Raw genomic sequence first — 21,168 nt, forward strand, 5'->3', positions numbered from 1 at the left:
ACCATAAGCACCTATAGTTACACAAACCAGACTCAGCCCATGACACTTCCCCTCATCTCCCTCGTCATGGCCGTCTACAACCGCGAGCCCTACCTCGCCCAGGCCCTCGATAGCCTCCTCACCCAAACCTACCCCCACTTCGAAGCCATCATCTGGGACGATGGCTCCACCGATAGATCCGCTGACATCGCCCATGCCTACGCCCAAAAAGACCGCCGCATCCGCCACATCGCCGCTAAGCACCAGGGCCAGGGCTATGCCCTCCACTCCGCTTTCAGTTTCACCCAGGGCCAGTTCCTCGCTAGCCTCGATAGCGACGACTGGCTCGCTCCCACTGCCTTAGAAGAAACCAGCCAGCTCCTGAATGAAGAACCCGATGTAGGGATGGTCTACACCGACTACACCGACGTCAACGCCAGCGGCAAACCCCTTGGGCTAGGCCACCGCTGCGCTATTCCCTACTCCCAAGACCGGCTGCTGCTCGACTTCATGACCTTCCACTTTCGCCTAATCCGCCGGAGTACCTTCGAGCAAGTCGGCGGCATCGATCCCAAGTTTGCCTATGCCCCAGACTATGACCTCTGCCTCAAGCTCTCAGAACTCACCGACATCGTTCACCTCAGACGCCCGCTCTACTTCTATCGTCGTCATAGCGGAGCGATCTCTAGCCAAAAGCAGTGGCAGCAAATTGAGTTCAGCCATCGGGCCGTCAGCGATGCGATTGAGCGGCGCGGCCTGGCTGAGAAGATTGCAGTCAGCGTCCAGCTTCAGCCCAAGTTCATCTTCAGCCGCCGTTCCCAGCCAGAGTCAGCAGGCAAGGTCTTTGGCATTGGCCTGGACAAAACGGGCATGGCCTCACTGGCTCAGGCGCTATCGCAGCTAGGCTATCGTACCCTTCAGTCCCAGAACGAAGCTGACTTAGTTATCTGTGAGGCTGCTGCTGATCCAAGTTTTGCAACTTCCTTCAGAGCGCTTGACTGGCGCTATCCGGGTTCTAAGTTCATCCTAACGGTGAGAGAGATGGAAAACTGGCTCACCGCCTGGCAGCAGGAGGCTCAGGCTCAGAAGGATGTATCTCGCGAGCTTAAGTCGCTCAGACGGCAAACGTTCGGCCAGTGGCAGTTCGAGCCTCAGGTTTGGCAGCAGGTCTATCAGGCTCACCTCAGCGATGTGGTGGGTTATTTCAAAGGCAGAGAACGAGACCTGCTAGTCTTTCAGCCCTGGGCTGGTGAAGGCTGGAATAAGCTATGTCCCTTTCTTGGCAAACCTCTGCCAGCAAGAGCCTTTCCCATCCCCAGTCAAGATGCTGACCCAAAAAAGTTTCCATGTACCGCGATCGCGTCCCCATCAAAATCAGAACGCGCGATCGCAGCACCCCCATACAAAAAGCCTTCCCGTATGGGGAAGGCTTTTCTGCTTATTCAGACCTCAAGAAGAAGTCCTTACGCGGCTTAGGCGTCGATAGCAGGAGCCGTCAGTGCCACCGGCGTTGCCTCGCCTGCCGCTAAGTCCAGCGGGAAGTTATGCGCATTGCGCTCGTGCATTACCTCAAAGCCGAGGTTCGCCCGGTTCAGCACATCCGCCCAGGTGCCAATCACTCGGCCCTGCGAGTCAATCACCGACTGGTTGAAGTTGAACCCGTTCAGGTTGAACGCCATCGTGCTGATGCCCAGCGCCGTGAACCAGATGCCAACCACCGGCCACGCACCCAAGAAGAAGTGCAGTGAGCGGCTGTTGTTGAAGCTCGCATACTGGAAGATCAGCCGACCGAAGTAGCCGTGCGCTGCCACGATGTTGTAAGTCTCTTCCTCTTGGCCAAACTTGTAGCCGTAGTTCTGAGACTCAGTCTCGCTCGTCTCGCGCACCAGTGAGCTGGTCACCAGTGAACCGTGCATCGCCGAGAATAAAGCACCGCCGAAGACGCCCGCCACGCCCAGCATGTGGAACGGGTGCATCAGGATGTTGTGCTCCGCCTGGAACACGAACATGAAGTTGAACGTCCCCGAGATGCCCAGCGGCATCCCGTCAGAGAACGAGCCCTGGCCTAGCGGATAGATCAGAAATACGGAAGTTGCCGCGGCTAGCGGTGCGCTGTAGGCGACACAGATCCAAGGACGCATCCCTAGCCGGAAGCTCAGCTCCCACTGGCGACCCATGTAGCAGAAAATGCCAATCAGAAAGTGGAAGATAATCAGCTGGTAGGGACCGCCGTTGTACAGCCACTCATCGAGAGAAGCCGCTTCCCAAATCGGGTAGAAGTGCAGACCAATCGCGTTGGACGAGGGCACAACCGCACCCGAGATGATGTTGTTCCCATACATCAGCGAGCCAGAAACCGGCTCACGGATGCCGTCGATGTCTACTGCGGGAGCAGCGATGAATGCGATGATGAAGCAGGTCGTAGCAGCGAGCAGGGTCGGGATCATCAGCACGCCGAACCAGCCCACATACAGGCGGTTGTCGGTACTGGTAATCCACTGACAGAACTGCTCCCACATGCCCACGCGATCGCGAGTTTGTAATGTAGAAGTCATAATCAATGATTGCCTTTAAGTAACAGCAATTTGAATCGGCTTAGGTACGGCTTCTGACAGAAACCGACCTAATTACCTTTGTTACTCAGGTTAATGATGACTGCTGTAGCGCTGCCTGCCTCAATCACAAAACGTTTACCTTCGCAAAGTTCGTTTACAGACCCCTTTAGATAGACGAGTCAGGCAGGCGAGCAGCTAGCCGGGAGGCCACTTTAGATGCCGCCCACCGAGCAGATGCAGATGTAGATGAAAGACGGTCTGGCCGCCGTCCTGGTCGGTATTGATGACGACCCGATAGCCATTACCGAGCAGCTGCTGCTGAGCGACTTCCTTGGCGGTGAGCAGTAGGTGACCCAGCAGTTCCTTGTCGTCTGCGCCAGCCGCCGATAGCTTGGGGATTGGCTTCTTCGGAATAATTAAAATATGAGTCGGGGCCTGCGGCGTGATATCGCGAAAGGCCAGACAGAGATCGTCTTCATAGACAATGTCGGCTGGGATTTCCTTGCGAATAATCTTCCCAAAAATAGTATCTTCACTCATGCATAATTCCCAAGGTACGGGCCACTTTAGCCAGGCGGGTATCTGCTGTAGCCAGCGAGCATTTCTGCCTTAAAGCCAGCTCCAAATAAGCTGCATCGTAGACGGCCAGATCCTGATGCCGAGCCAAACTCAAAGTTTGGTCTAGAGCTTGCTCAGAGGTCGAATCGTCAACGCCAATCGGCAGCGCTTGTAAAAACAAGATTGCTTGCTCTGCCTGAGACTGACTGAGTCGCCCTCGACGCTCAGCGACCAAAAGACCATTTGCGACTTCTAGGGACCATAGCTCAGGCACTATAGCCTCTACCTCAGCCGCTGACTCGTCTGCGGGATTCAACTCATCTAGCACAGCATCGGCATAGATATTGGTTTCATCCAACAATACCCAGCTTAAAGCAACTGACGCATCTAGGACAAAGGACTTCAAAACCGTCGCCCTTCCGCAATCAGCTCCTGAATCGTTCCTCCAGGCTGGGTAGTCGATCGCAAGGAACGCAAGCCGGAGATTGCCTCCTGTACCGATAGCTTCTGCCGAATCGAAATTGGCACCAGCATTGCTACGGGCTGTCCATGTTTTGTAATCACCACCTCCGCTCCGGCAGCAACGTCCTCTAATAGCTGAGGTAAATAAGTTTTTGCTTCGTCAGCTCCTACCGTTTTCATTGCTACCGCCCTGAACGATCTAAGTCCAGTATGGATCAGTCTGACGTTAGGGATTGTCAATGATCTGCTCGGGGTCGGTGATCTGCTCGGGTACGACGACTTTGGTGGGCGAGAAGTTGACCTGCGATCGCAGCCATTCCGTAATCAAGTGTGGGCAGTTTTTCTTAACCCAGCGGACGGCAAAAAATTGAAAGGCCGGTTTCGTCATCCGGGCAATCCGTTTGGAAAAGCGATTGAGCGTCCGGTTTTGCACCCGCTGGTTAACTAAGTTAACTGCGCCCACATCGTAGAGGCAGGCAAAAATGATCTTAACGGTTGCCTCTTCACGGCTAAATAAGTTTTCTAGAATGATTTCTACGTCGTGCATCCGCTCATCTTCAATGAGCTTTTCTCTGACGACGATGGAAGTTTCTGACGAGCTGGGAATGGTTAGCATTGAGCACCGAGTCTGAATACAGGGCCTAACTGCAAGTCCAGTCAAGGGGGCGCTGTTGAGTCGGAAGTTAGGCAATGGGTCAATATTAGGATATCAGCATTCTCTAGCTGTGACCTGTGCCCCTAGCAGGATATTCCTCTGACAAACGTTTTATTGACCCTTCAAACGCCCCCTTTAAACGCTGTAGACGTTATCGCCGCTTCAGCGCCGGGCAAGCTAAGTCATTGGCCTAATCTAGGGTCTTGAGGAGTCGCGGATGCTGGCACGGATCTGGAGCGCATCGCTAATTGGGATCGATGCGGTGAAAGTGGGGGTTGAGGTCGATCTGTCCGGTGGGCTGCCTGGGGTCGTAGTGGTGGGCCTGCCCGATACGGCGGTGCAGGAATCCCGAGAGCGGGTGCGGGCGGCGCTCAAAAATGCGGGCTTCCCCTTCCCCATGCGTAAGGTGGTGATCAACCTGACGCCCGCCGATTTGAGAAAGGAAGGGCCAATCTACGACCTGCCGATTAGCGTTGGGATTTTAGCCGCCTCAGACCTGGTCAGCCATGAAAGCCTGGATGACTATTTATTTTTGGGCGAACTGTCCCTGGATGGCAGTCTGCGTTCGGTCTCGGGGGTGATGGCGATCGCGGCTGCCGCCCAGCGGCTCGGCGTGAAGGGACTGGTCGTACCGGAAAACAACGCCCATGAAGCTGCCGTAGTGCCGGGGCTAGCCGTCTATGGCTGCTCGCACATCGCCGACGTGGTGGAGTTTCTGAACCAGCCGGGCAGCCGGGTACCGATTAAAGTAGACGGGCCAGCTACCCTGCAAAACGGCCCGGCCAATGCGCTCGACCTGCGCGATGTGAAAGGCCAGGCCCAGGCGCGCCGGGCTTTGGAGATTGCCGCTGCGGGTGGTCATAATCTGATTTTCGTTGGGCCGCCGGGCAGTGGGAAAACCATGCTGGCCCGACGCCTGCCCGGCATTCTACCGCCGCTCAGCTTTTCCGAAGCTCTAGAGGTGACCCAGATCCACTCCGTCGCCGGGCTACTGAAGGAAAAAGGCACCCTGGTCACCCAGCGCCCCTTTCGCAGCCCCCACCATTCGGCCTCTGGCCCTTCCCTAGTGGGCGGCGGCAGCTATCCCAAACCCGGTGAAATTTCTCTGGCCCATCGCGGCGTGCTTTTCCTGGACGAGCTGACCGAATTCAAGCGCGACGTTCTGGAATTTCTTAGGCAGCCCCTCGAAGATGGCTACGTGACGATTGCCCGCACCCGCCTATCAGTGGAATTTCCGGCTAAGTTCACCCTGGTTTCCAGCACCAATCCCTGCCCCTGCGGCTACTTTGGCGATTCCGTCCAGCCCTGTACCTGCACCCCGCGCGGGCGCGAGCAGTACTGGGCCAAGCTCTCGGGGCCGCTGATGGACCGGATTGATCTCCAGGTCGTGGTCAGTCGGCTGAAGCCTGAGGAAATAACCCGTCAGCCGCAGGGCGAAAACTCTGCGGCAGTTCTTCAGCGGGTTCAGGCAGCCCGCGATCGCGCCCGCGATCGCTTCCAGGACGAATCCACTCTCCAGTGCAATGCCGATATGCAGAGCCGCCACCTCCGCACCTGGTGTCCGCTGGATGACGATACCCGCAGCCTGCTTGAGGCCGCCGTCCGCAAGCTAGGGCTCTCCGCCCGCGCCACCGACCGCATTCTCAAAGTCGGACGCACGATTGCCGACCTGGAAGACTCAGACAGTCTCAAGACACCCCACGTAGCAGAGGCTATCCAATATCGCACCATCGACCGAATGCAGTAGGCCAGTGTGAAGGCATTTATCTATTCCTTTATGTAGAGGGACGGGGGATTGGGATCGCTCACAATTCAGGCAAATTGATATGGCCTATTCAGGCGAAATCACTGTGAGGAGTGAGTAGATATGACGTTATCAAGTAGATTTCTTGGAGCGACGGGCTTTGTATTGCTAACTGTCGTCGGCAGTCAGCTAGCGGCAAATGCTCAGGTTGCAGAACCCGCTAGCCCTAATCTGTCAGCGCTAGACCAGCGACTTTCAGCTTTCAAAGAACCGACAAAACCGGCCCAGTTGGCTCACCAGCCCGTCTCAGAACCGCTCGATCTAGAGCCAGCAGCGGCTGAAGCAACGCAGTCAGGCGAGCCGCAGGTCGCAGAACTCCCTGCTGAGCCAGCGGAAGCCGTCTCTGTTACCGCTGAGCCGCTGACGCCAGCCGAAATAGAGCCGCAGATGGCAGTTACCGATTCAGTGGATAGGACTGTCACTGAAGCGAATGAAGTGGCTCAGCTTCCTACTCCTGCAGATGAAACAGACGAAGTGGCTCAGTTTCCTGGCCCTATCGCCGGTGGAAACACTAGCTTTGTTGGGATTGGTGGCAATATTGGCCTCGGAGATGACGGTGCGCCCGGTGGCGATCCCGCCTTTGCCGTGATCAGCAAAATAGCCTTTACCAATCGGCTAGCGGTGCGTCCATCGGCGCTAATTGGCGATGATGCCTCTTTTTTAATACCGGTCACCTATAGATTTGGTCAGGTACTGCCTGATGTTGGACAGTTTGATCTACAGCCCTACGCTGGGGCTGGGGTTGGTTTTTCCGTTGGCGATGATTCTGAGATAGCTGGGCTAATTAGCGCTGGGCTTGATGTCCCCATTTCCAATCAGTTTACGGCGAATGGTCAGGCAAACTTGTCCATTGGTGATGACACTGGGTTTGGGGTCACGCTAGGCGTTGGCTATAACTTCAGCAATCTATTTCAGTAGCCTGTGTTGGACAGTTGTTTCTCTGCTCGAGATCAGAATATTGAGGAAGATGTTAGGATTGCTCGCAATTCATGCAAAATGAAGACGCCTAACCAGGCATCATTATCGTGAGGAGTGAGTGAACATGACTTTACTAAAGCAGCTGACCGGAACGACGGGGCTGGTGCTGCTGAGCGCGATCGCGACTCAGCTCGCCGCTAGCGCTCAGTTTGCAGATCCCGCTGTTGAATCGGCTCTGGATCGGCAAATTCTAGAAATTGCCCAGCCGTCCGAGCAGACGCAGCCCGTAGATCAGCAAACTGTCTCCGAAGAACTCGACCCGGCATCGTTAAAAATGGCTGAGGTGCCTCAGCCTAGCCAGCCGCAGATTATTTCAGAAATGCCTGTTGAGCTGGCTGAACCGATCTCTGCTTCGGCTGAGTCGGGTGAATTCGCCCAGGTCCGTCGTCGCCGTCCTCCCGTTGGCGCGCCTTCTAGCTTTATTGGCATTGGTGGCAATATCGGCTTCGGCGATGACGGCGTGCCCGGCGGCGACCCGGCCTTTGCCGTAATTAGCAAATTGGCATTTTCCCGCCGGCTCTCGGTGCGCCCCGCCGCCCTGATTGGGGACGATGTTTCTTTTCTGATACCGGTGACCTATAGCTTTGGTGCCCTGCCTGGCCCAGGACGGTTTGCTTTACAGCCCTATGTCGGCGGTGGTGCGGCCTTTTCTACCGGTGATGATTCCGAAGTGACTGGGTTGGTCAGTGCTGGATTAGACGTGCCCCTTTCCCGTGATTTTACGGCGAATGGTCAGGCCAATTTGAGCCTGGGGGACGAGTCTGGCTTTGGTGTGACGCTGGGCGTTGGGTACAATTTTGGCCAGGTGTTTCAGTAATCCATACCCTGGCAGACCTGATCTCTGCCAGGGCTCTCAAAATCGCGGTAGGGCTGACGCAATCTAGGTCTCCATTCTAGATCTGCTTTTGGGCATCCTTTGGCAGTCAGCGAGAGGTGACCCAAGTTGACCGTCAGCCCGCCCGCCGCAAAAGCGCTCGAAGCAAAATTTCAGCAAATCTGGGGCTATTCCCGCTTTCGCCCGCCCCAGGGCGAGATTGTCCAGGCGCTGCTAGCCGGGCAGGACCTGCTGGTGGTGATGCCCACCGGCGGCGGCAAGTCGATTTGCTTTCAGCTGCCGGCGCTGCTGCAAACCGGAGTGACGCTGGTGGTTTCGCCGCTGGTGGCGCTGATGGAAAATCAGGTGCAGGAGCTGTGCGATCGCAGTCTCCCCGCCGCCCTCCTCCACAGCGAGCTCTCCCGCACCGACCGCCGGCAAACTCTCCAGGCCCTCAGCCAAAACCGCCTGCGGCTGCTCTACCTTTCTCCCGAAACGCTGCTGAGCCCGGCAGTCTGGCAGCAGCTCTGTCAGCCCCAGGTAAAAATTAACGGCCTGGTGCTGGATGAAGCCCACTGCCTGACCCAGTGGGGCGATTCCTTTCGCCCGGCCTATCGGCGGCTGGGGGCGGTGCGTCCGGCGTTGCTAAAGGCTAAGCCAGCGGGAACGAAGATTGCGATCGCGGCCTTCACCGCCACCGCCGACCCGCACACTCAGCAAACGCTTCTGCAAGTACTCCAGCTCCAGCAGCCTCGGGTGATTCGCCTCAACCCCTACCGAGCCAACCTGCACCTGAGGATGCAAACGGTGTGGACGCCGCGCGGACGCCGCCAGGCCCTGCTCAAGTTTCTGCAAAATCATCCAAATCAGCCGGGACTGGTCTATGCCCGCACCCGCCGCGATACTGAGAATCTGGCCCAGGTGCTGAGCCGCCAAGGCTACTCCGTACAGGCTTACCACGCCGGGCTAGCGCCCCCACCCCGCCGCCAGATCGAGTCGGACTGGCTGAGCGGACGCTGTCAGTTTGTCGTCTGCACCTCTGCCTTTGGCATGGGCATCAATAAGCCAGACTGTCGCTGGGTGGTCCATTTTCAGCTGCCCAGCCTGCTGGCTGAGTATGTTCAAGAAGTGGGTCGGAGTGGCCGCGATGGCGCTCCGGCCCAGGCCCTGTCGCTGGTCAGCGAACCTACCGGACTGCTCGACCCGGCAGATCAGCAGCGCTGGCGGTTTTTCGCCCAAAAAGCCCAGCAGCAAGCGCGGCAGGCCCAGCAGCTCGCCCGTCAGCTGCCGCGCCAGGGGACGCTAGCGACAGTCCGACAGCAGCATCCCCAAGCTGAGCAGGCCCTGGCTTTACTCCACCGCAGCGGTCAGCTCAGCTGGCTCGACCCGTTTACCTATCGGCTCCAGCCCGCGATCGCGACTAAATCCCAACCCACCCCTTCCGCCACCGCCGTCATGCAGAAATACCTGCGCAGCCGCCAGTGTCGCTGGAAATCGCTGCTAGAGCAGTTTGGCTTTCGCCGCGAGGCTGAGGAAATGCGGTGTGGAAAGTGCGATCGCTGCACAGCGAAACCTTGAAGTTACGAGCTTGAATTCCGAATAGCTAAACAGAAGGCATAAAAGCTATGCTTTTAACAAAACCATGCAAGAGCATATAGAAATATCATCATTTAAAACCTGATCGACCGCTATGGAAACTAAAACCATCTCAATTCGCGTTAGAGATATTAGATTCAATCCTCAATGAATAAAGCGCGGTGCGTCTTTGATGCAAAAGCAAGGTGTTTATCCATGTCAATTTCTTTAGAATCGTCTACTCAGATGCCTTCTGTGATTCAGCAAGGCGGTGCAACTTGGCAAGATTACAAGATAGTGCGCGATAGTGCGGAAATAGACTGGCACAAAATTGCTTTTAACCAGGGATGGCTGTGGGTTGATATGGGCAAAGAAGGTCCAAACCACGCCTCTTTTAGCGACCTGATGACGATAATTTTTGGGTTTTGGGCGTTCCTATATCCCGACGTGCCGCTCCAGTCCTACGGGCGATGCCTGATTGAAAAGCCTGAAACGCAAGCCTGTGCTCCAGATCTAGTGCTGTATAAAGGCGAAAATTTTCCCCGATGGCAGCCAGGTGAGCCGCGCCGGATTAGCTTCCCCCAGCATCGTCTGCCCGATTTAGTAGGAGAGATTGCCGATACCTCCCTGAGCCTGGACCTGGATGAGCAAAAGCAGCTCTATGCCAGCTTAGGAATTCCCGAATACTGGGTGATTGACGTAAAAGGAACCCGGCTCTTTGCCTTTGGTCTGTCCCCAGCCGGTACATACGAACCCATCCAAGTTTCGCAGGCGTTAGCAGATTTGCCCATTGCGCTAATAGAACAGACGCTAGAACGATTGGCAACCGAAACAAACACAGCAGCGGCCAACTGGCTGATGCAGCAAATACAGGCTCAGGTCTCACCTGGTTTTCCAAACGACATTGAACAATAGCTTTTTGTATTCCGCAGGCAACCTTTCAAAGCTTCTAAGTCCCCGGAATCCAATCAGTTCCGGCCAAAGGAAGTCGGGCCATAGCAGCGGCCTCGATGGTGAGGGCAACTAGGTCTTCTGGCTCCAGGTGGTGAACGTTCTGCTTGCCGCAGGCGCGGGCCAGGGTGGTCAGCTCCATATTCAGGGTTTGCAGATAGTTCTTCAGCCGTCTGGTGCCCACGTCGGATTCCAGGCGCTGCTCTAGAATCGGATCTTGGGTGGTGACGCCGACGGGACATAGGCCGGTATGGCAGTGGTGACAGTAGCCGGGGGCGGTACCGAGCTGGGCGTAGTCGGCTTCAGCAGAGTGAGCCTCGCCCTGCTGGATGTAAGTTGAGCTGTTGCAGCCCAGCGCGAACAGGACGCCTTGACCGATGGAGACAGCATCTGCGCCGAGGGCCAGCGCTTTAGCCACGTCTGCCCCCGTACGCACCCCGCCCGAAACCACAAGCTGCACCTCGTCTTTCACGTTCATCTCCATCAGCGCGTCTACCGCCTGACGAATCGCAGCTAGGGTCGGAATCCCTACATGCTCTATGAAGACGCTCTGGGTCGCGGCGGTTCCGCCCTGCATTCCATCCACCACGATCACATCCGCCCCGGCCTGGACGGCCAGCTTCACGTCGTTATAGGGCCGAGACGCGCCGACCTTGACGTAAATCGGTTTCTCCCAGTCCGTCAGCTCGCGCAGCTCCTGAATTTTAATTGTCAGGTCGTCTGGCCCCGTCCAGTCAGGATGGCGGCAGGCCGAGCGCTGGTCTACCCCGGCAGGCAGCGTCCGCATTTCAGCCACGCGGGGATTGATCTTCTGCCCCAGCAGCATTCCCCCGCCGCCGGGCTTAGCTCCCTGGCCGATCACAATCTCGATCGCGTCGGCCTTTCTTACATCGTCGGGGTTAAAGCCATAGCGCGAGGGTAGACACTGATAGACCAGCGTTTTGGAAGCGGCTCGTTCCTCGGGAGTCATGCCACCATCGCCGGTCGTTGTCGAGGTGCCTACCTCAGTCGCCGCCCGACCAATCGCTTCCTTCACCGTTGCCGAAAGCGAACCAAAGCTCATCCCGGCAATGGTAATCGGCGTCTCTAACTCAATTGGCTTGCTGGCAAAGCGCGTTCCCAGCAGCGTCTTGGTCGTACATTTTTCGCGGTAGCCTTCCAGCGGATAGCGGGTCAGCGAGGCCCCAAGGAACACCAAATCGTCAAAGTGGGGCAGGCGGCGCTTGGCCCCGAGTCCGCGAATTTCGTAGAGCCCGTGGGCAGCGGCGTTTTGGATATAGCTAATAATGCGGTGGTCGTAGCCTGCTGAGGCTTCTAGATGGGTTGAGGGTTGAGGGTTGAGAGAAGGCATTAGTAGTCCTGCTGAGCGTTGGCGTTCCAGTGGTAGAGCTGTTTGGCTGAGGCGATCCGGCGAAAAGAGCGGGGATCGTGGGTTAGATCTGCTTCAGATAGCAATTCGTGGAGGGCTTCGTAATCGCGATCGCGCATTTCCTCAAACTGGGCATCGGCCCCCAGCGACTTGGCCTCACCGCGAATATAGATCACCGCTTCATAGAGCGAATCGCCCAGGGCATCCCCCGCGTCGCCGCAGATTACCAGCCGCCCGGCCTGAGCCATAAAAGCCGAAAAGCTGCCGACGCTGCCGCCCACGACAATATCCGCCCCCTTCAGCGAAATGCCGCAGCGCAGACCCGCATCGCCGTCGATAATCAGCCGCCCGCCGTGGGCCGAAGCCCCCGCCGAGACCGAGGCAAACCCGGTGACGTGAACCCGGCCCGACATCATATTTTCCGCCACGCCCGGCCCGGCATTGCCCCGAATCGTCACCCGAGCCTGCTGGTTCATCCCGGCAGCGTAATAGCCCACATGGCCTTCAACATTCACCTCAGCCGGGACGGTCAGCCCCACCGCCAGACTATGTGCCCCGTCCGGGTGAGCAATCTGAACCGTCTGCCCGGCGGTTAGCTCGCGGTGGAGAAACTGGTTGACCTGTCGCAGTGAGGTTTGGCGCAGGTCAAAGCTTAGCGGCTTCGAGACAGTCGCATCTAACGTTAGACGTTCCATACATAAATCTCCTCGGGGGCGGGTTCAAACAGCTGGGCCTGATCGATATCCGGCAGATGGGCCAGGGCGCGGAATTCGGACGCGATCGCGACATAGTCATCCGTCTCAGCCACCAGGGCAGGCTTGCAGGCAAAGGCATCGCGCACCAGTGCTAGCTGATTTGCCGTCCCCATCAGAAAGGTGTAGAACCCGTCCAATTCTTCAAACCCTTTTTCCAAAGCCGTTTTCAGGTCATCTCCCTGGCTCATCCGCCATTCCAAAAACCGACAGGCGGCTTCCGTATCATTGTCCGTTTCAAAGTGAATGCCCTGGGGCTCCAGCTTGCGGCGAATGGCGTGGGGGTTCGATAGCGAGCCGTTATGCACCAGGCAAAAGTCCTCCCCAGCGGTGAAGGGATGGGCATGGGCTGGCGTCACCGCCGACTCGGTTGCCATTCGAGTGTGGCCGACTAAATGAGTGCCTTTCAGAGTCTCAAACTGATAGCGCTGAGCCACCGCCGCCGGGCCACCGGTATCTTTGTAGAGATCGAGCGTCCGTCCCGCAGACAGCAGATGCAGCTGGGGATAGCGCTGAACCAGCCAGGGCTTAAAGACATCAGGAGCAATTTGAGCTGTAAGAATCGCGTGGTTACCGTTGTCCTGTAGGGTCGCCTGGTCAGACAGCTCGGCCTGCGCCGTTGCCAGCAGCACCGCCCAATCACAGACCTGGCGTCCAGAGTAGAGGCTGTATTTGAGTTCGCCTATCGGCAGCTGTTCAGTGAACACGGCTAGACCGGCGGAGTCAGGGCCGCGATCGCCCATACCGACAAGCATGGGGACCATGAGTTCGCCCAGGGAGGCGTGAAGGGTGGGGGTTTTGAGGAGAAGGCCGACGATGCCGCACATAGGGGTAGATGGGAAGGGGTGGATGGGGTATGGGGTGTTCGCGAAGCGTCGCCGTAGGCGTTAGGGGTGGATGGGTAGGGGCTTGGTTCCCAAGCCCACACAGCAAGATTAATGGGCTAGGGCATTTGGCCGGTATAGGGGATGAAATCCTGGGTGCCGATGATGGTGCCGCCTAGTTCGGTGGTGATTTCAGCTAGGGTTTGCCAGAGGTAGGGGGCGAAGGTGTTGTCGCACCAGATGCGGTAGATGGGGTGGTGGGATTTGGGTTGAGGGATAACGGTAACGGTGACGCCGACCATAGTGGTGAGAATGACCGGATGCTCGGTGAGGTTAAGGGACTGGAAGTTGAAGCTACAGGTTTGGCGGAGCAGGTTTTGGGTGGCCTGGCCGCAGAGCGCGATCGCGGCATCCTGCCTCAGCACTGGATAAACCTGAGCGGGTGGGGAATTGCAGGCGGCGGCGAGTCGCGGTACGGTTTGGCTATCGGGGCCATCTTCAATCAGAAATTCGCTGCGTCCCAGGCGAGCGATTAGGCCGCCTTCGGGTAGGGCTGCCCAGGTGTTGGGCTGCTCTGGGATGGGTATTGACTGAGCTGATAGCCAGCTGGCGCTTTGGGGGCCTTTGACGCCGAAGCGGGTGAGGTAGGAGAGGTCGGCTAGTCCTAGAGTTTCAGCCGGTTTGGGATCGGGTACCTGGGTTAAAACGGACATTTGGTTCAGTTCCTGCCGGGTGCCGGGGCGCGATCGCAAAACATCCGCCAGCGGGCTAGTGAGTAAGGTCATTAGACAGCCTCCGTGAGGAATGATTCTTTCTGCCGTCGATTGTCGGGGTCATAACAGGGGGTAGAGCTGACTGTTGCTGGAATCATCGCGCCGTCTGAGTTACGAATCGCCAGAGAAGTACCGTCTGCGCTCTGAGCTGGGGGAACGTAGGCTAGGCCGATGTAGCGCTCTAGGCTGGGGCTAAAGGCAATGCTGGTCACTCGCCCAGCAATTTCGCCCTGGTCAATTACCAGGTTGCATTCTTCTGGTGGCTGGCCGGTGAAGCTAGCGGGTAGGGTGAAGCCGACGAGAGTTTTGGACTGCGATCGCTGTCCTACAATCGCCAGACTCCGCTGCCCGAGGAAGAAAGGCTTATCGGACTTGACCGCCCAGCTCAGATTGGCCTCAGCGGGGGTGGTTAAACCGTCCGTATCCAGACCGACAATCACATGGCCCTTCTCCAACCGCAACAGTCGCTGAGCCTGAAGGCCAAAGGGGCGAATGCCGTCAGCTGCCCCGGCCTGCATTAGGGCATCCCATAGCGCGGGCGCGGACAGAGCTGGAACATGGATTTCGTAACCCCATTCGCCAACAAAGCCGACTCGCATCAGAATGGCGGGAATTCCAGCAACTTCAGCTTCTCTCACCGCCAGATAGGGGAACGCTTCGGCGGAGAGATCTGCTGAGGTGAGCTGGGATAGGACTTGTTGCGATCGCGGACCGGCCAGATTGATCGCCGCCCTTGCCCCGGTGAGGTTAACAATGCCGCAGTTGAACCGCCACTGGAGCGCTAATCGGCTGATTTCACGATAGATTCGACTCGATCCAGAGGTTGTGGTGGTGAAGTAAAAGTGCTCTGGCCCCAGCCGGGCAATCACCCCGTCATCCATGACGACGCCTGACTCATCCAGCATCAGGGCATAGCGCGTCCGCCCCGACTTCAGCGACTGGTAGCGCCCGGTATAGAGCCGCTCCAGGAATTCTGCCGCATCGGGGCCGCGCAGCTCTAGCTTGCCGAGACTGCTGACGTCAATTAAGCCCACCCGCTGGCGGACGTTGAGGGCTTCCTGGCGAATGCAGTCAGCTCGGCTGAATCCAGACTGCCGATAGAACTCGGGTCGCTGCCACAGACCAGCCTTGACCATTTCGGCGCTCAGCGCCAGATGGCGGCTGTAGAGCGGCGTGTGGCGCTCGGGGGTGAAGCCGCGACCGGCCAGATGGGAGAACGGTACCGGATGGAAGAAGGGTCGAGCCGTTGTTGTTCCTACTACTTGAGGAGATTTGTTATTGATGTTCGCCAGAATACGCAGGGCGTTCATATTGGAATGCTTGCCCTGACTGGGTCCCATCCCTACCGTGGTATAGCGCTTCAGCAGCTCAATGTTGTCAAACCCCTCTTGGGCCGCATGGTAGAAATCCTTCAGCTGGAGGTCTTCATCGAAATCCACAAAGTTTTTGCCCTTCGGATGGCTGACGACCGGCCAGGGATGAGAGGGCGATTCGGACTCAGCTGCCGGTACTGGGCTAGGGACAGATTGGGCAAATCCTAGATAGGCAGCCGCTTCCAGACCGGCCCTACGGCCATCGATCAGCTTTTTGTCAAACTGGTAGACCCCATTCACCCGACCGCAGGCAAAGACGCCTTCAGGCAGCCGATCTGGCACAAACTGTTCTACCCTTTCCTCAAAACGCATCTGGGTGCCCGTCTGGTAGAGCAGATTAGCTGCCGGCGCCCAGCCCACGCTGACCACGATCCCATCGCAGTTAATCGTCTGACGCTGGTCTAACCGGGGTTCTCCCGTATCGGAAAGAGGGCAAATCACCGCTGCGCAAACGCCATCCTGAGCCGGATTTGTTTCAGCAGCGTAAATTCCGTACTGGGAGAAAATGGGGATACCCTGGGCGCGGATAGCGTGAGCTTCTGGAGAAACTTGAACAGCCCGCAAATCGACTACCGCCATCACCTCCACGCCATTCGCAGCCAGATCTAGCGCCGCCCGGTAGCCGTCTGAATTTCCCACCAGGACGACAGCCCGACGCATCGGCTTCACGGCATAGCGATAGATCAGCCGCTGCGCCGCCGAGGCCAGCATTACCCCTGGCAAATCATTATTGTGAAAAACGGCAGGCTGCTCAAACGCGCCACTGGCGACAATGACGGCCTTCGCCCGCAGCTTGGTCATTCGTTCGGGTTCGACCAGCGGCACCCAGCCATCGGCATAGTAACCCGCTGCCTCTGTCTGTAAATGCTGCCGGATGCGAGGCTGAGCCGCTGCCATCTGAATCAGCTCGGCGGTCTGTTTTGCCTGATCGAGGTCGCCGCCCAGCTGATAGCTACCCGAACCGCCCGCGCGGGCATTTTCATCTACTAGAACAACTTCGGCCCCGGCCTCAGCCGCCGCGATCGCAGCTGCCAGCCCCGAAGGCCCTGCCCCAACCACCAGTACATCGCAGAAGTCATACTGCTTAGGCGTCCTCAGTCGGGGAGCGGTCGGGTCGATCGCGCTCAGACCGCCCAGCTTTCGGATAGTTCTCTCCCAGAAGGGAAAGAACCTACCGTGAAAGGTTTTGTAGTAAAAGCCTACGGGCAAAAAGGCGGAGAGCGCATTCAGTAGGCTAGCGCGATCGCGACTCACCCCGCCCCAGGTATTCACCGCAGCCAGATTCAGCCCTGCCGTCACCGGCGTCACGTCCGCCCGGACGCTGAGTTGCGAGTCGGCCTGCATCAGCGTATTCACATCATGGTTCGCGAAACTCAGCAGACCGCGCGGTCGATGATACTTAAAACTGCGGACCAGCACTCGCTGCCCCGCCGCCCACAGCGCACTGCTGACGGTATCGCCCGCGTAGCCCGTGTAGCGGCTGCCTTCAAAGCTAAAGGGCACTAAGCGATCGCGCTCGATCCATTCGGTCGGCAGCGGGTCTAAACGCTGACTCATGCGGCCTCCCAGAGATAGGTGCGGACAATTTCGTCGGTTCGGGTATGGCGCTCGGCTATAAACCAGGTATTGCTGGGCGTATGGCACCACCATTCCCGTTTCACGCCGGGGACGCTGTCGTGGTTGAACACATAGTCGGCCCAGGTCAGATCGTCAGCGGTCTGCGGATTCGGCATCGGCTTGACCGCGCCAGCCGTGATGAATTCTGATATGGGTCTTGGCCCGTTAATCGGGCAGGTCATAATTTTCATAACTAATGCCCCACCGAGGCTGCGCCTTTTTCGCCCACCAGAGCGTATTTGCTGAATCGATCCAGGGAGAATTCTCGGATTAGCTCATGATTGCGATCGCGCGCCACCGTCTCAGCCATCGTCTTTCCGCAGATCGGCGTTGCCTTGAATCCCCAGGTGCCCCAGCCCGCGTCCAGATAAAAGCCCTCAATGTCGGTTTTACCCATAATCGGCGCGAAGTCCGGTGTCATATCGGCCATCCCGGCCCATTGCCGCACCACTTTCGCCTGGGAGAGGAAAGGAAACAGATCCAACATCCGAGCCGCCAAACCTTCGGCAAAATCTAGCGTCGAACGAGTCGAATGCAGCTCGTAGGGATCCAACGACGCCCCCATCACCAGCTCGCCCCGAGCCGTCTGGCTGACGTAGACATGCAGGCTGCTGGAGACAATAATCGGGTCCAGCCAGGCTTTCATCGGCTCGCTCACCATCGCCTGAAGCGGATGGATTTTTAGCGGCGATCGCAGTCCTACCCAGTCCAAAATCCGAGGCGTAAACCCGGCCACGGCGCAGATGACCTTAGGAGTTGCGATCGCGCCCCGAATCGTCTCCACCCCAGTCACCCGACCACCCTCTACCCGAATCCCCGTCACCTCCGTCTGCTGGTGAATCTCCACTCCCTGCCGGTCAGCCTCACGTCCGTAGCCCCAGGCCACCGCGTCATGGCGGGCGATGCTGCCCGGCGCATGGTAGAGCGCCCCCATCACCGGCGCACCGCCGCAGTCCAGGTCCATATGGGGACAGGCCGCCTGCACCGTCTGGGGGTCAACCACTTCACTGTCAATGCCGTAGTGCTTGTTCACCTCGGCTCGCCAGCGCAGCGTCCGCAGGGAAGCTTCGGTATGGGCCAGGGTGAAGTGGCCCCGGTTGGTGTAGAACAGATTTAGGTCGAGGGTTTCCGAGAGAGCCTGCCAGAGCCGCAGCGACTGATCGTAGAATTTGACGCCTGCCGGGGTGAGGTAGTTGGAGCGAATAATGGTCGTGTTGCGCCCGGTGTTGCCGCCGCCCAGGTAGCCCCGCTCTAGCACGGCGACATTGTTGATGCCGTGGTCTTTGGCCAGATAGTAGGCCGTGGCTAAGCCATGCCCACCGCCGCCGATGATCACCGCATCGTAGGTGGGTCGAAGGCGATCGCGCTGCCGAAACATCCGCGATTCGGGATAGCTTTTCACAAGGCCAAATTTGAGCAGACGCAGCGGCATGGGAGACAAATCGCGATTAGCGAAAGACGATGGTCTTGTTGCGGTGCAGCAGCACCCGGTCTTCGACGTGATAGCGCAGGCCCCGGGCCAGAACCGTTTTTTCAATATCTTTGCCATAGCGCACTAGATCAGCAGTAGCGTCAGTATGGTCAATCCGCAGCACGTCCTGATCGATAATTGGCCCCGCATCCAGGGCTTCGGTGACGTAGTGGCAGGTGGCACCGATCAGCTTCACCCCGCGCTGGTAGGCCTGATGGTAAGGCTTAGCCCCAACAAAAGAAGGTAGAAAGGAATGGTGGATGTTGATAATTTGGCCGGGATAGCGATCGCAGATCTGCCGTGACAGAATCTGCATATACCGGGCCAACACCATTACGTCACCCTGCAAAGTATCGAACAGGTGAGCAATCTTCTCGTAGGCCAGATCCTTCTGCTCACGAGGCACTGGCACATGATAGTAGGGAATATCGTGCCACTCCACCAGTGAGCGAAAATCCTCATGGTTGGAGATTACCGCCGGAATATCGACCACTAGCTCACCGCTCTTCCAGCGAGAAAGCAGGTCATACAGACAATGACCCGACTTCGACACCAGAATCACCACGCGCTTGGGCTGAGCCGAGTCGCTAATCGCCCAGTCCATTTGAAACTGCTCGGCAATAGTGGCAAACCGCTGACGAAATTCATCAATCTCAAACGGCAGCGACTCGGCTAGAATTTCCTGCCGCATAAAAAATCGCCGCGCCTCCTGATCCGCATGATGCTGGGCTTCGATAATCCAGCCGCGATTATCCGCGACCAGCTTGCTTACCGCTGCGACAATCCCCACCCCGTCGGGGCAGGAGAGACTCAAGATAAATCGCCGATTGTCCGTCATTGATTCTTGACAGGAAACTTTTTTGAATCAAGTTCAATTATGCCAGCTATATTAGACCTGTCAACCCTGTTTTGAAAGCCGCTATGGTCAACCCGGCAGTTCACCCGACAAACCCCGATGCCGACCTGGATCATTCCTTAGAGCGCTATCTGGGCCATACCCTACGCGAGCTCAGGCAAAAGCACGGTTTAACCCTGGCTGAGGTCGCCGACCAGTCGGGCGTTTCGCGGGGAATGCTGTCAAAGATTGAAAACGCCCAAACCGCGACCAGCCTCAGTACGTTGGCTAAAATTGCCGCTGCCCTGGGCGTCTCGATGGCGGCACTGTTTCGTAACTATGACATGCCCACCGGCGGGGCACAGCTGGTCAAGCAGGGTGAGGGTATGGAGGTTGTCCGTCGGGGCACGAAATGCGGCCATACCTATCACCTGCTGGCCTACGGGCAGGGGCCAACCAAGCTGTTTGAACCCTTCCTGATTACCCTGGATGACGCTTCCGAGGTGTTCCCCACCTTTGAGCATCCCGGCGTCGAGTTTATCTATATGCTGACCGGCAAACTGGAATATCGTCACGGTCAGCAAACCTACCTGTTAGAGCCGGGCGATGCCCTCACCCTGCGCGGCGAGATTCCCCACGGCCCCGAGCGGCTGATAGAGCTACCAATCCAGTTCATCACCACTATCTACTATGGAGAGCAGATGGAAGATCAGACCAGTGAATCCGTCTCTACCCGCTGAGCCTGTAACCATCCCTTTAGCTGCTCCATGTCAGAAAAGCTAGTCAGCGCAACTGTTAGCAGATTTAGCTGTTCTAAAGACAGTGCCTGCACCTCATCCCTGACGTCAGTCGGCAGTTCGCCGAGTTGCCTGCTCAGGTTCTGAGATACTCTAGCCAACTCCGCCTGCTGCTGCGCCAGCCAGGTCTCTAGCTCTGTCAAAGTTGTGAAATCCAGCAGCGCTTCTCCCAGCCCCTCAATCTGCACCAGTGAAAGCACGGATATCTGAACCTGGATGCCCTCCGGTAAAGTACCCAGTCGGCGGGTGAGTAATCGATGGATGAGCGCGATCGCTTCCTGCCGCCGCCCTTCCTGCCGCCCTTCCTGCCGCCCTTCCTGTAGACCTTCCTGTAGACCTTCCTGCCGCCCTTCAGCTAAGATTTCCTGATAAATCACCGACTCCTGCATCGTTTCCTTCCTCAAAGCCTGCTGAATCAATCCTTTATCCAATACTAGCCCAGCTAAAATCGCCGTAGATGCAGCCACGTTGCTCTGGGTTCGAGCATCTGAAATCGCGTCAATCTGAGCCGCCACCTGCTGTAGCAGCTGAGGTCGGCTATCAGCCTGCGCCAGGACAGCCAGCGGTAGCAGACCAGATCGTCTCAAAAAAAGTGTGGGTGACTGCTCCCAGAGGCGAATCACCTCAAACTCGTGATGCATCCCCGAAATCTCAAAGCTCGTTTGATAAACTGCTTGCGACTGGGTCTGCTTCAGATAGATCACCACCTGCCGCATCGCTTTGTGGGGAAAGCGGCGGTAAACCCGCAGGCGATAGTCGGCCATGCGAAAGGCCATGTCTGGGTCGGGGCGAGACTGGAATTCGAGCTGAAGAACAGTCTCTTCCGATTGCAGCAGGATCAGGACATCGGCTCGAATCGGCTCTAAAGAAAGTTCTGAAGGGCTGAGCTTGCTCAGAGCAACTGGCTCTCCCAGCAGCCAGGTAGCGAAGTCAGCTGAAAAGGTCTCGGCCAGAAACTTGCAGACAGTGTCGAACATAAGCGCAATTTTATCATTGTGGGCTCCGTTACCAATACGCGAGCCGCAT

21 protein-coding genes are annotated in these 21,168 nt (G+C 57.5%); 7 read left to right on the top strand and 14 right to left on the bottom strand.

Annotation, left to right across the window (positions count from 1 at the left end; all coding sequences use genetic code 11):
- The first annotated feature begins 39 nt into the window (after positions 1-39).
- Positions 40-1,455: a glycosyltransferase gene (locus tag IQ241_RS00310; protein ID WP_193904417.1), complete on the top strand. Its 1,416-nt coding sequence runs from the start codon at positions 40-42 to the stop codon at positions 1,453-1,455.
- On the opposite strand, the gene psbA is transcribed toward IQ241_RS00310, so the two are convergent.
- The 5 genes from psbA to IQ241_RS00335 all read right to left on the bottom strand — a co-directional run bounded on the left by psbA (position 1,452) and on the right by IQ241_RS00335 (position 4,170).
- The gene (gene psbA / locus IQ241_RS00315) at positions 1,452-2,534 is read right to left on the bottom strand and encodes a photosystem II q(b) protein (protein ID WP_193904418.1); all 1,083 of its coding nucleotides are present in this window, start codon (positions 2,532-2,534) and stop codon (positions 1,452-1,454) included. The two genes, IQ241_RS00310 and psbA, sit on opposite strands and share 4 nt — an antisense overlap.
- A gap of 195 nt (positions 2,535-2,729) precedes the next feature.
- Complete coding sequence (locus IQ241_RS00320) at positions 2,730-3,074, bottom strand: histidine triad nucleotide-binding protein (RefSeq protein ID WP_193904419.1); 345 nt, start codon at positions 3,072-3,074, stop codon at positions 2,730-2,732.
- Positions 3,067-3,498 carry a type II toxin-antitoxin system VapC family toxin gene (locus IQ241_RS00325; RefSeq protein ID WP_193904420.1) on the bottom strand — a complete coding sequence of 144 codons (432 nt, stop codon included), beginning with the start codon at positions 3,496-3,498 and terminating at the stop codon, positions 3,067-3,069. Before IQ241_RS00325 ends, IQ241_RS00320 begins: the two co-directional genes overlap by 8 nt.
- Positions 3,495-3,734, bottom strand: a complete 240-nt coding sequence (locus IQ241_RS00330; protein WP_193904421.1) for a type II toxin-antitoxin system Phd/YefM family antitoxin — start codon at positions 3,732-3,734, stop codon at positions 3,495-3,497. Before IQ241_RS00330 ends, IQ241_RS00325 begins: the two co-directional genes overlap by 4 nt.
- A 46-nt stretch (positions 3,735-3,780) precedes the next feature.
- Positions 3,781-4,170, bottom strand: coding sequence for a hypothetical protein (locus IQ241_RS00335; RefSeq protein WP_193904422.1), 390 nt, complete (start codon positions 4,168-4,170; stop codon positions 3,781-3,783).
- A 256-nt stretch (positions 4,171-4,426) separates the two neighbouring features.
- On the opposite strand from IQ241_RS00335, the gene IQ241_RS00340 reads away from it, so the two are divergent.
- From IQ241_RS00340 to IQ241_RS00360, 5 genes are all read left to right on the top strand, one after another.
- Complete coding sequence (locus tag IQ241_RS00340) at positions 4,427-5,956, top strand: YifB family Mg chelatase-like AAA ATPase (RefSeq protein WP_193904423.1); 1,530 nt, start codon at positions 4,427-4,429, stop codon at positions 5,954-5,956.
- A 120-nt stretch (positions 5,957-6,076) separates the two neighbouring features.
- Positions 6,077-6,931, top strand: a complete 855-nt coding sequence (locus IQ241_RS00345) for a hypothetical protein (protein WP_193904424.1) — start codon at positions 6,077-6,079, stop codon at positions 6,929-6,931.
- 124 nt (positions 6,932-7,055) lie between these two features.
- Complete coding sequence (locus IQ241_RS00350; RefSeq protein WP_193904425.1) at positions 7,056-7,808, top strand: hypothetical protein; 753 nt, start codon at positions 7,056-7,058, stop codon at positions 7,806-7,808.
- A 126-nt stretch (positions 7,809-7,934) separates the two neighbouring features.
- Entirely contained in the window at positions 7,935-9,383 is a 1,449-nt protein-coding gene (locus IQ241_RS00355; RefSeq protein ID WP_193904426.1) for a RecQ family ATP-dependent DNA helicase, read from the top strand.
- A 213-nt stretch (positions 9,384-9,596) separates the two neighbouring features.
- Positions 9,597-10,295, top strand: a complete 699-nt coding sequence (locus tag IQ241_RS00360; RefSeq protein ID WP_193904427.1) for a Uma2 family endonuclease — start codon at positions 9,597-9,599, stop codon at positions 10,293-10,295.
- Positions 10,296-10,329: 34 nt separating this feature from the next.
- Here IQ241_RS00360 and IQ241_RS00365 read toward each other — a convergent pair whose 3' ends face one another.
- The 8 genes from IQ241_RS00365 to purU form a co-directional block, all read right to left on the bottom strand.
- Positions 10,330-11,682 carry an FMN-binding glutamate synthase family protein gene (locus tag IQ241_RS00365; RefSeq protein ID WP_193904428.1) on the bottom strand — a complete coding sequence of 451 codons (1,353 nt, stop codon included), beginning with the start codon at positions 11,680-11,682 and terminating at the stop codon, positions 10,330-10,332.
- Complete coding sequence (locus IQ241_RS00370; RefSeq protein WP_193904429.1) at positions 11,682-12,395, bottom strand: GltB/FmdC/FwdC-like GXGXG domain-containing protein; 714 nt, start codon at positions 12,393-12,395, stop codon at positions 11,682-11,684. The genes IQ241_RS00365 and IQ241_RS00370 overlap by 1 nt, the downstream gene beginning before the upstream one ends.
- On the bottom strand, positions 12,383-13,279 hold the full coding sequence (locus tag IQ241_RS00375; RefSeq protein ID WP_193904430.1) for a class II glutamine amidotransferase: 897 nt from the start codon (positions 13,277-13,279) through the stop codon (positions 12,383-12,385). Before IQ241_RS00375 ends, IQ241_RS00370 begins: the two co-directional genes overlap by 13 nt.
- Positions 13,280-13,395: 116 nt before the next feature.
- On the bottom strand, positions 13,396-14,061 hold the full coding sequence (locus IQ241_RS00380; RefSeq protein WP_228021235.1) for a hypothetical protein: 666 nt from the start codon (positions 14,059-14,061) through the stop codon (positions 13,396-13,398).
- Positions 14,061-16,979: an FAD-dependent oxidoreductase gene (locus IQ241_RS00385; protein WP_193904431.1), complete on the bottom strand. Its 2,919-nt coding sequence runs from the start codon at positions 16,977-16,979 to the stop codon at positions 14,061-14,063. The genes IQ241_RS00380 and IQ241_RS00385 overlap by 1 nt, the downstream gene beginning before the upstream one ends.
- Positions 16,976-17,230, bottom strand: coding sequence for a sarcosine oxidase subunit delta (locus IQ241_RS00390; RefSeq protein ID WP_193904432.1), 255 nt, complete (start codon positions 17,228-17,230; stop codon positions 16,976-16,978). The genes IQ241_RS00385 and IQ241_RS00390 overlap by 4 nt, the downstream gene beginning before the upstream one ends.
- 2 nt (positions 17,231-17,232) lie before the next feature.
- Complete coding sequence (locus tag IQ241_RS00395) at positions 17,233-18,471, bottom strand: FAD-dependent oxidoreductase (protein WP_193904433.1); 1,239 nt, start codon at positions 18,469-18,471, stop codon at positions 17,233-17,235.
- Between the two features lie 16 nt (positions 18,472-18,487).
- Positions 18,488-19,348 carry a formyltetrahydrofolate deformylase gene (gene purU / locus IQ241_RS00400; RefSeq protein ID WP_193904434.1) on the bottom strand — a complete coding sequence of 287 codons (861 nt, stop codon included), beginning with the start codon at positions 19,346-19,348 and terminating at the stop codon, positions 18,488-18,490.
- Positions 19,349-19,431: 83 nt separating this feature from the next.
- Between purU and IQ241_RS00405 the strand changes: the two genes are divergently transcribed.
- Complete coding sequence (locus IQ241_RS00405; protein WP_193904435.1) at positions 19,432-20,085, top strand: helix-turn-helix domain-containing protein; 654 nt, start codon at positions 19,432-19,434, stop codon at positions 20,083-20,085.
- On the opposite strand, the gene IQ241_RS00410 is transcribed toward IQ241_RS00405, so the two are convergent.
- A complete protein-coding gene (locus IQ241_RS00410) occupies positions 20,055-21,119 on the bottom strand; it encodes an Rpn family recombination-promoting nuclease/putative transposase (protein WP_193904436.1) in 1,065 nt (354 codons plus the stop codon). The two genes, IQ241_RS00405 and IQ241_RS00410, sit on opposite strands and share 31 nt — an antisense overlap.
- Positions 21,120-21,168: the final 49 nt, after the last annotated feature.

The sequence above is a fragment of the Vasconcelosia minhoensis LEGE 07310 genome, assembly GCF_015207255.1.
Taxonomy (GTDB): domain Bacteria; phylum Cyanobacteriota; class Cyanobacteriia; order Phormidesmidales; family Phormidesmidaceae; genus Vasconcelosia; species Vasconcelosia minhoensis.

Excerpts from the sequence above, each read along its gene's own strand:
- IQ241_RS00310 (WP_193904417.1), top strand. The coding sequence starts at position 40 with ATGACACTTCCCCTCATCTCCCTCGTCATGGCCGTCTACAACCGCGAG.
- psbA (WP_193904418.1), bottom strand. The coding sequence starts at position 2,534 with ATGACTTCTACATTACAAACTCGCGATCGCGTGGGCATGTGGGAGCAG.
- IQ241_RS00320 (WP_193904419.1), bottom strand. The coding sequence starts at position 3,074 with ATGAGTGAAGATACTATTTTTGGGAAGATTATTCGCAAGGAAATCCCA.
- IQ241_RS00330 (WP_193904421.1), bottom strand. The coding sequence starts at position 3,734 with ATGAAAACGGTAGGAGCTGACGAAGCAAAAACTTATTTACCTCAGCTA.
- IQ241_RS00335 (WP_193904422.1), bottom strand. The coding sequence starts at position 4,170 with ATGCTAACCATTCCCAGCTCGTCAGAAACTTCCATCGTCGTCAGAGAA.
- IQ241_RS00340 (WP_193904423.1), top strand. The coding sequence starts at position 4,427 with ATGCTGGCACGGATCTGGAGCGCATCGCTAATTGGGATCGATGCGGTG.
- IQ241_RS00345 (WP_193904424.1), top strand. The coding sequence starts at position 6,077 with ATGACGTTATCAAGTAGATTTCTTGGAGCGACGGGCTTTGTATTGCTA.
- IQ241_RS00350 (WP_193904425.1), top strand. The coding sequence starts at position 7,056 with ATGACTTTACTAAAGCAGCTGACCGGAACGACGGGGCTGGTGCTGCTG.
- IQ241_RS00360 (WP_193904427.1), top strand. The coding sequence starts at position 9,597 with ATGTCAATTTCTTTAGAATCGTCTACTCAGATGCCTTCTGTGATTCAG.
- IQ241_RS00365 (WP_193904428.1), bottom strand. The coding sequence starts at position 11,682 with ATGCCTTCTCTCAACCCTCAACCCTCAACCCATCTAGAAGCCTCAGCA.
- IQ241_RS00370 (WP_193904429.1), bottom strand. The coding sequence starts at position 12,395 with ATGGAACGTCTAACGTTAGATGCGACTGTCTCGAAGCCGCTAAGCTTT.
- IQ241_RS00375 (WP_193904430.1), bottom strand. The coding sequence starts at position 13,279 with ATGTGCGGCATCGTCGGCCTTCTCCTCAAAACCCCCACCCTTCACGCC.
- IQ241_RS00380 (WP_228021235.1), bottom strand. The coding sequence starts at position 14,061 with ATGACCTTACTCACTAGCCCGCTGGCGGATGTTTTGCGATCGCGCCCC.
- IQ241_RS00385 (WP_193904431.1), bottom strand. The coding sequence starts at position 16,979 with ATGAGTCAGCGTTTAGACCCGCTGCCGACCGAATGGATCGAGCGCGAT.
- IQ241_RS00390 (WP_193904432.1), bottom strand. The coding sequence starts at position 17,230 with ATGAAAATTATGACCTGCCCGATTAACGGGCCAAGACCCATATCAGAA.
- IQ241_RS00395 (WP_193904433.1), bottom strand. The coding sequence starts at position 18,471 with ATGCCGCTGCGTCTGCTCAAATTTGGCCTTGTGAAAAGCTATCCCGAA.
- purU (WP_193904434.1), bottom strand. The coding sequence starts at position 19,348 with ATGACGGACAATCGGCGATTTATCTTGAGTCTCTCCTGCCCCGACGGG.
- IQ241_RS00405 (WP_193904435.1), top strand. The coding sequence starts at position 19,432 with ATGGTCAACCCGGCAGTTCACCCGACAAACCCCGATGCCGACCTGGAT.
- IQ241_RS00410 (WP_193904436.1), bottom strand. The coding sequence starts at position 21,119 with ATGTTCGACACTGTCTGCAAGTTTCTGGCCGAGACCTTTTCAGCTGAC.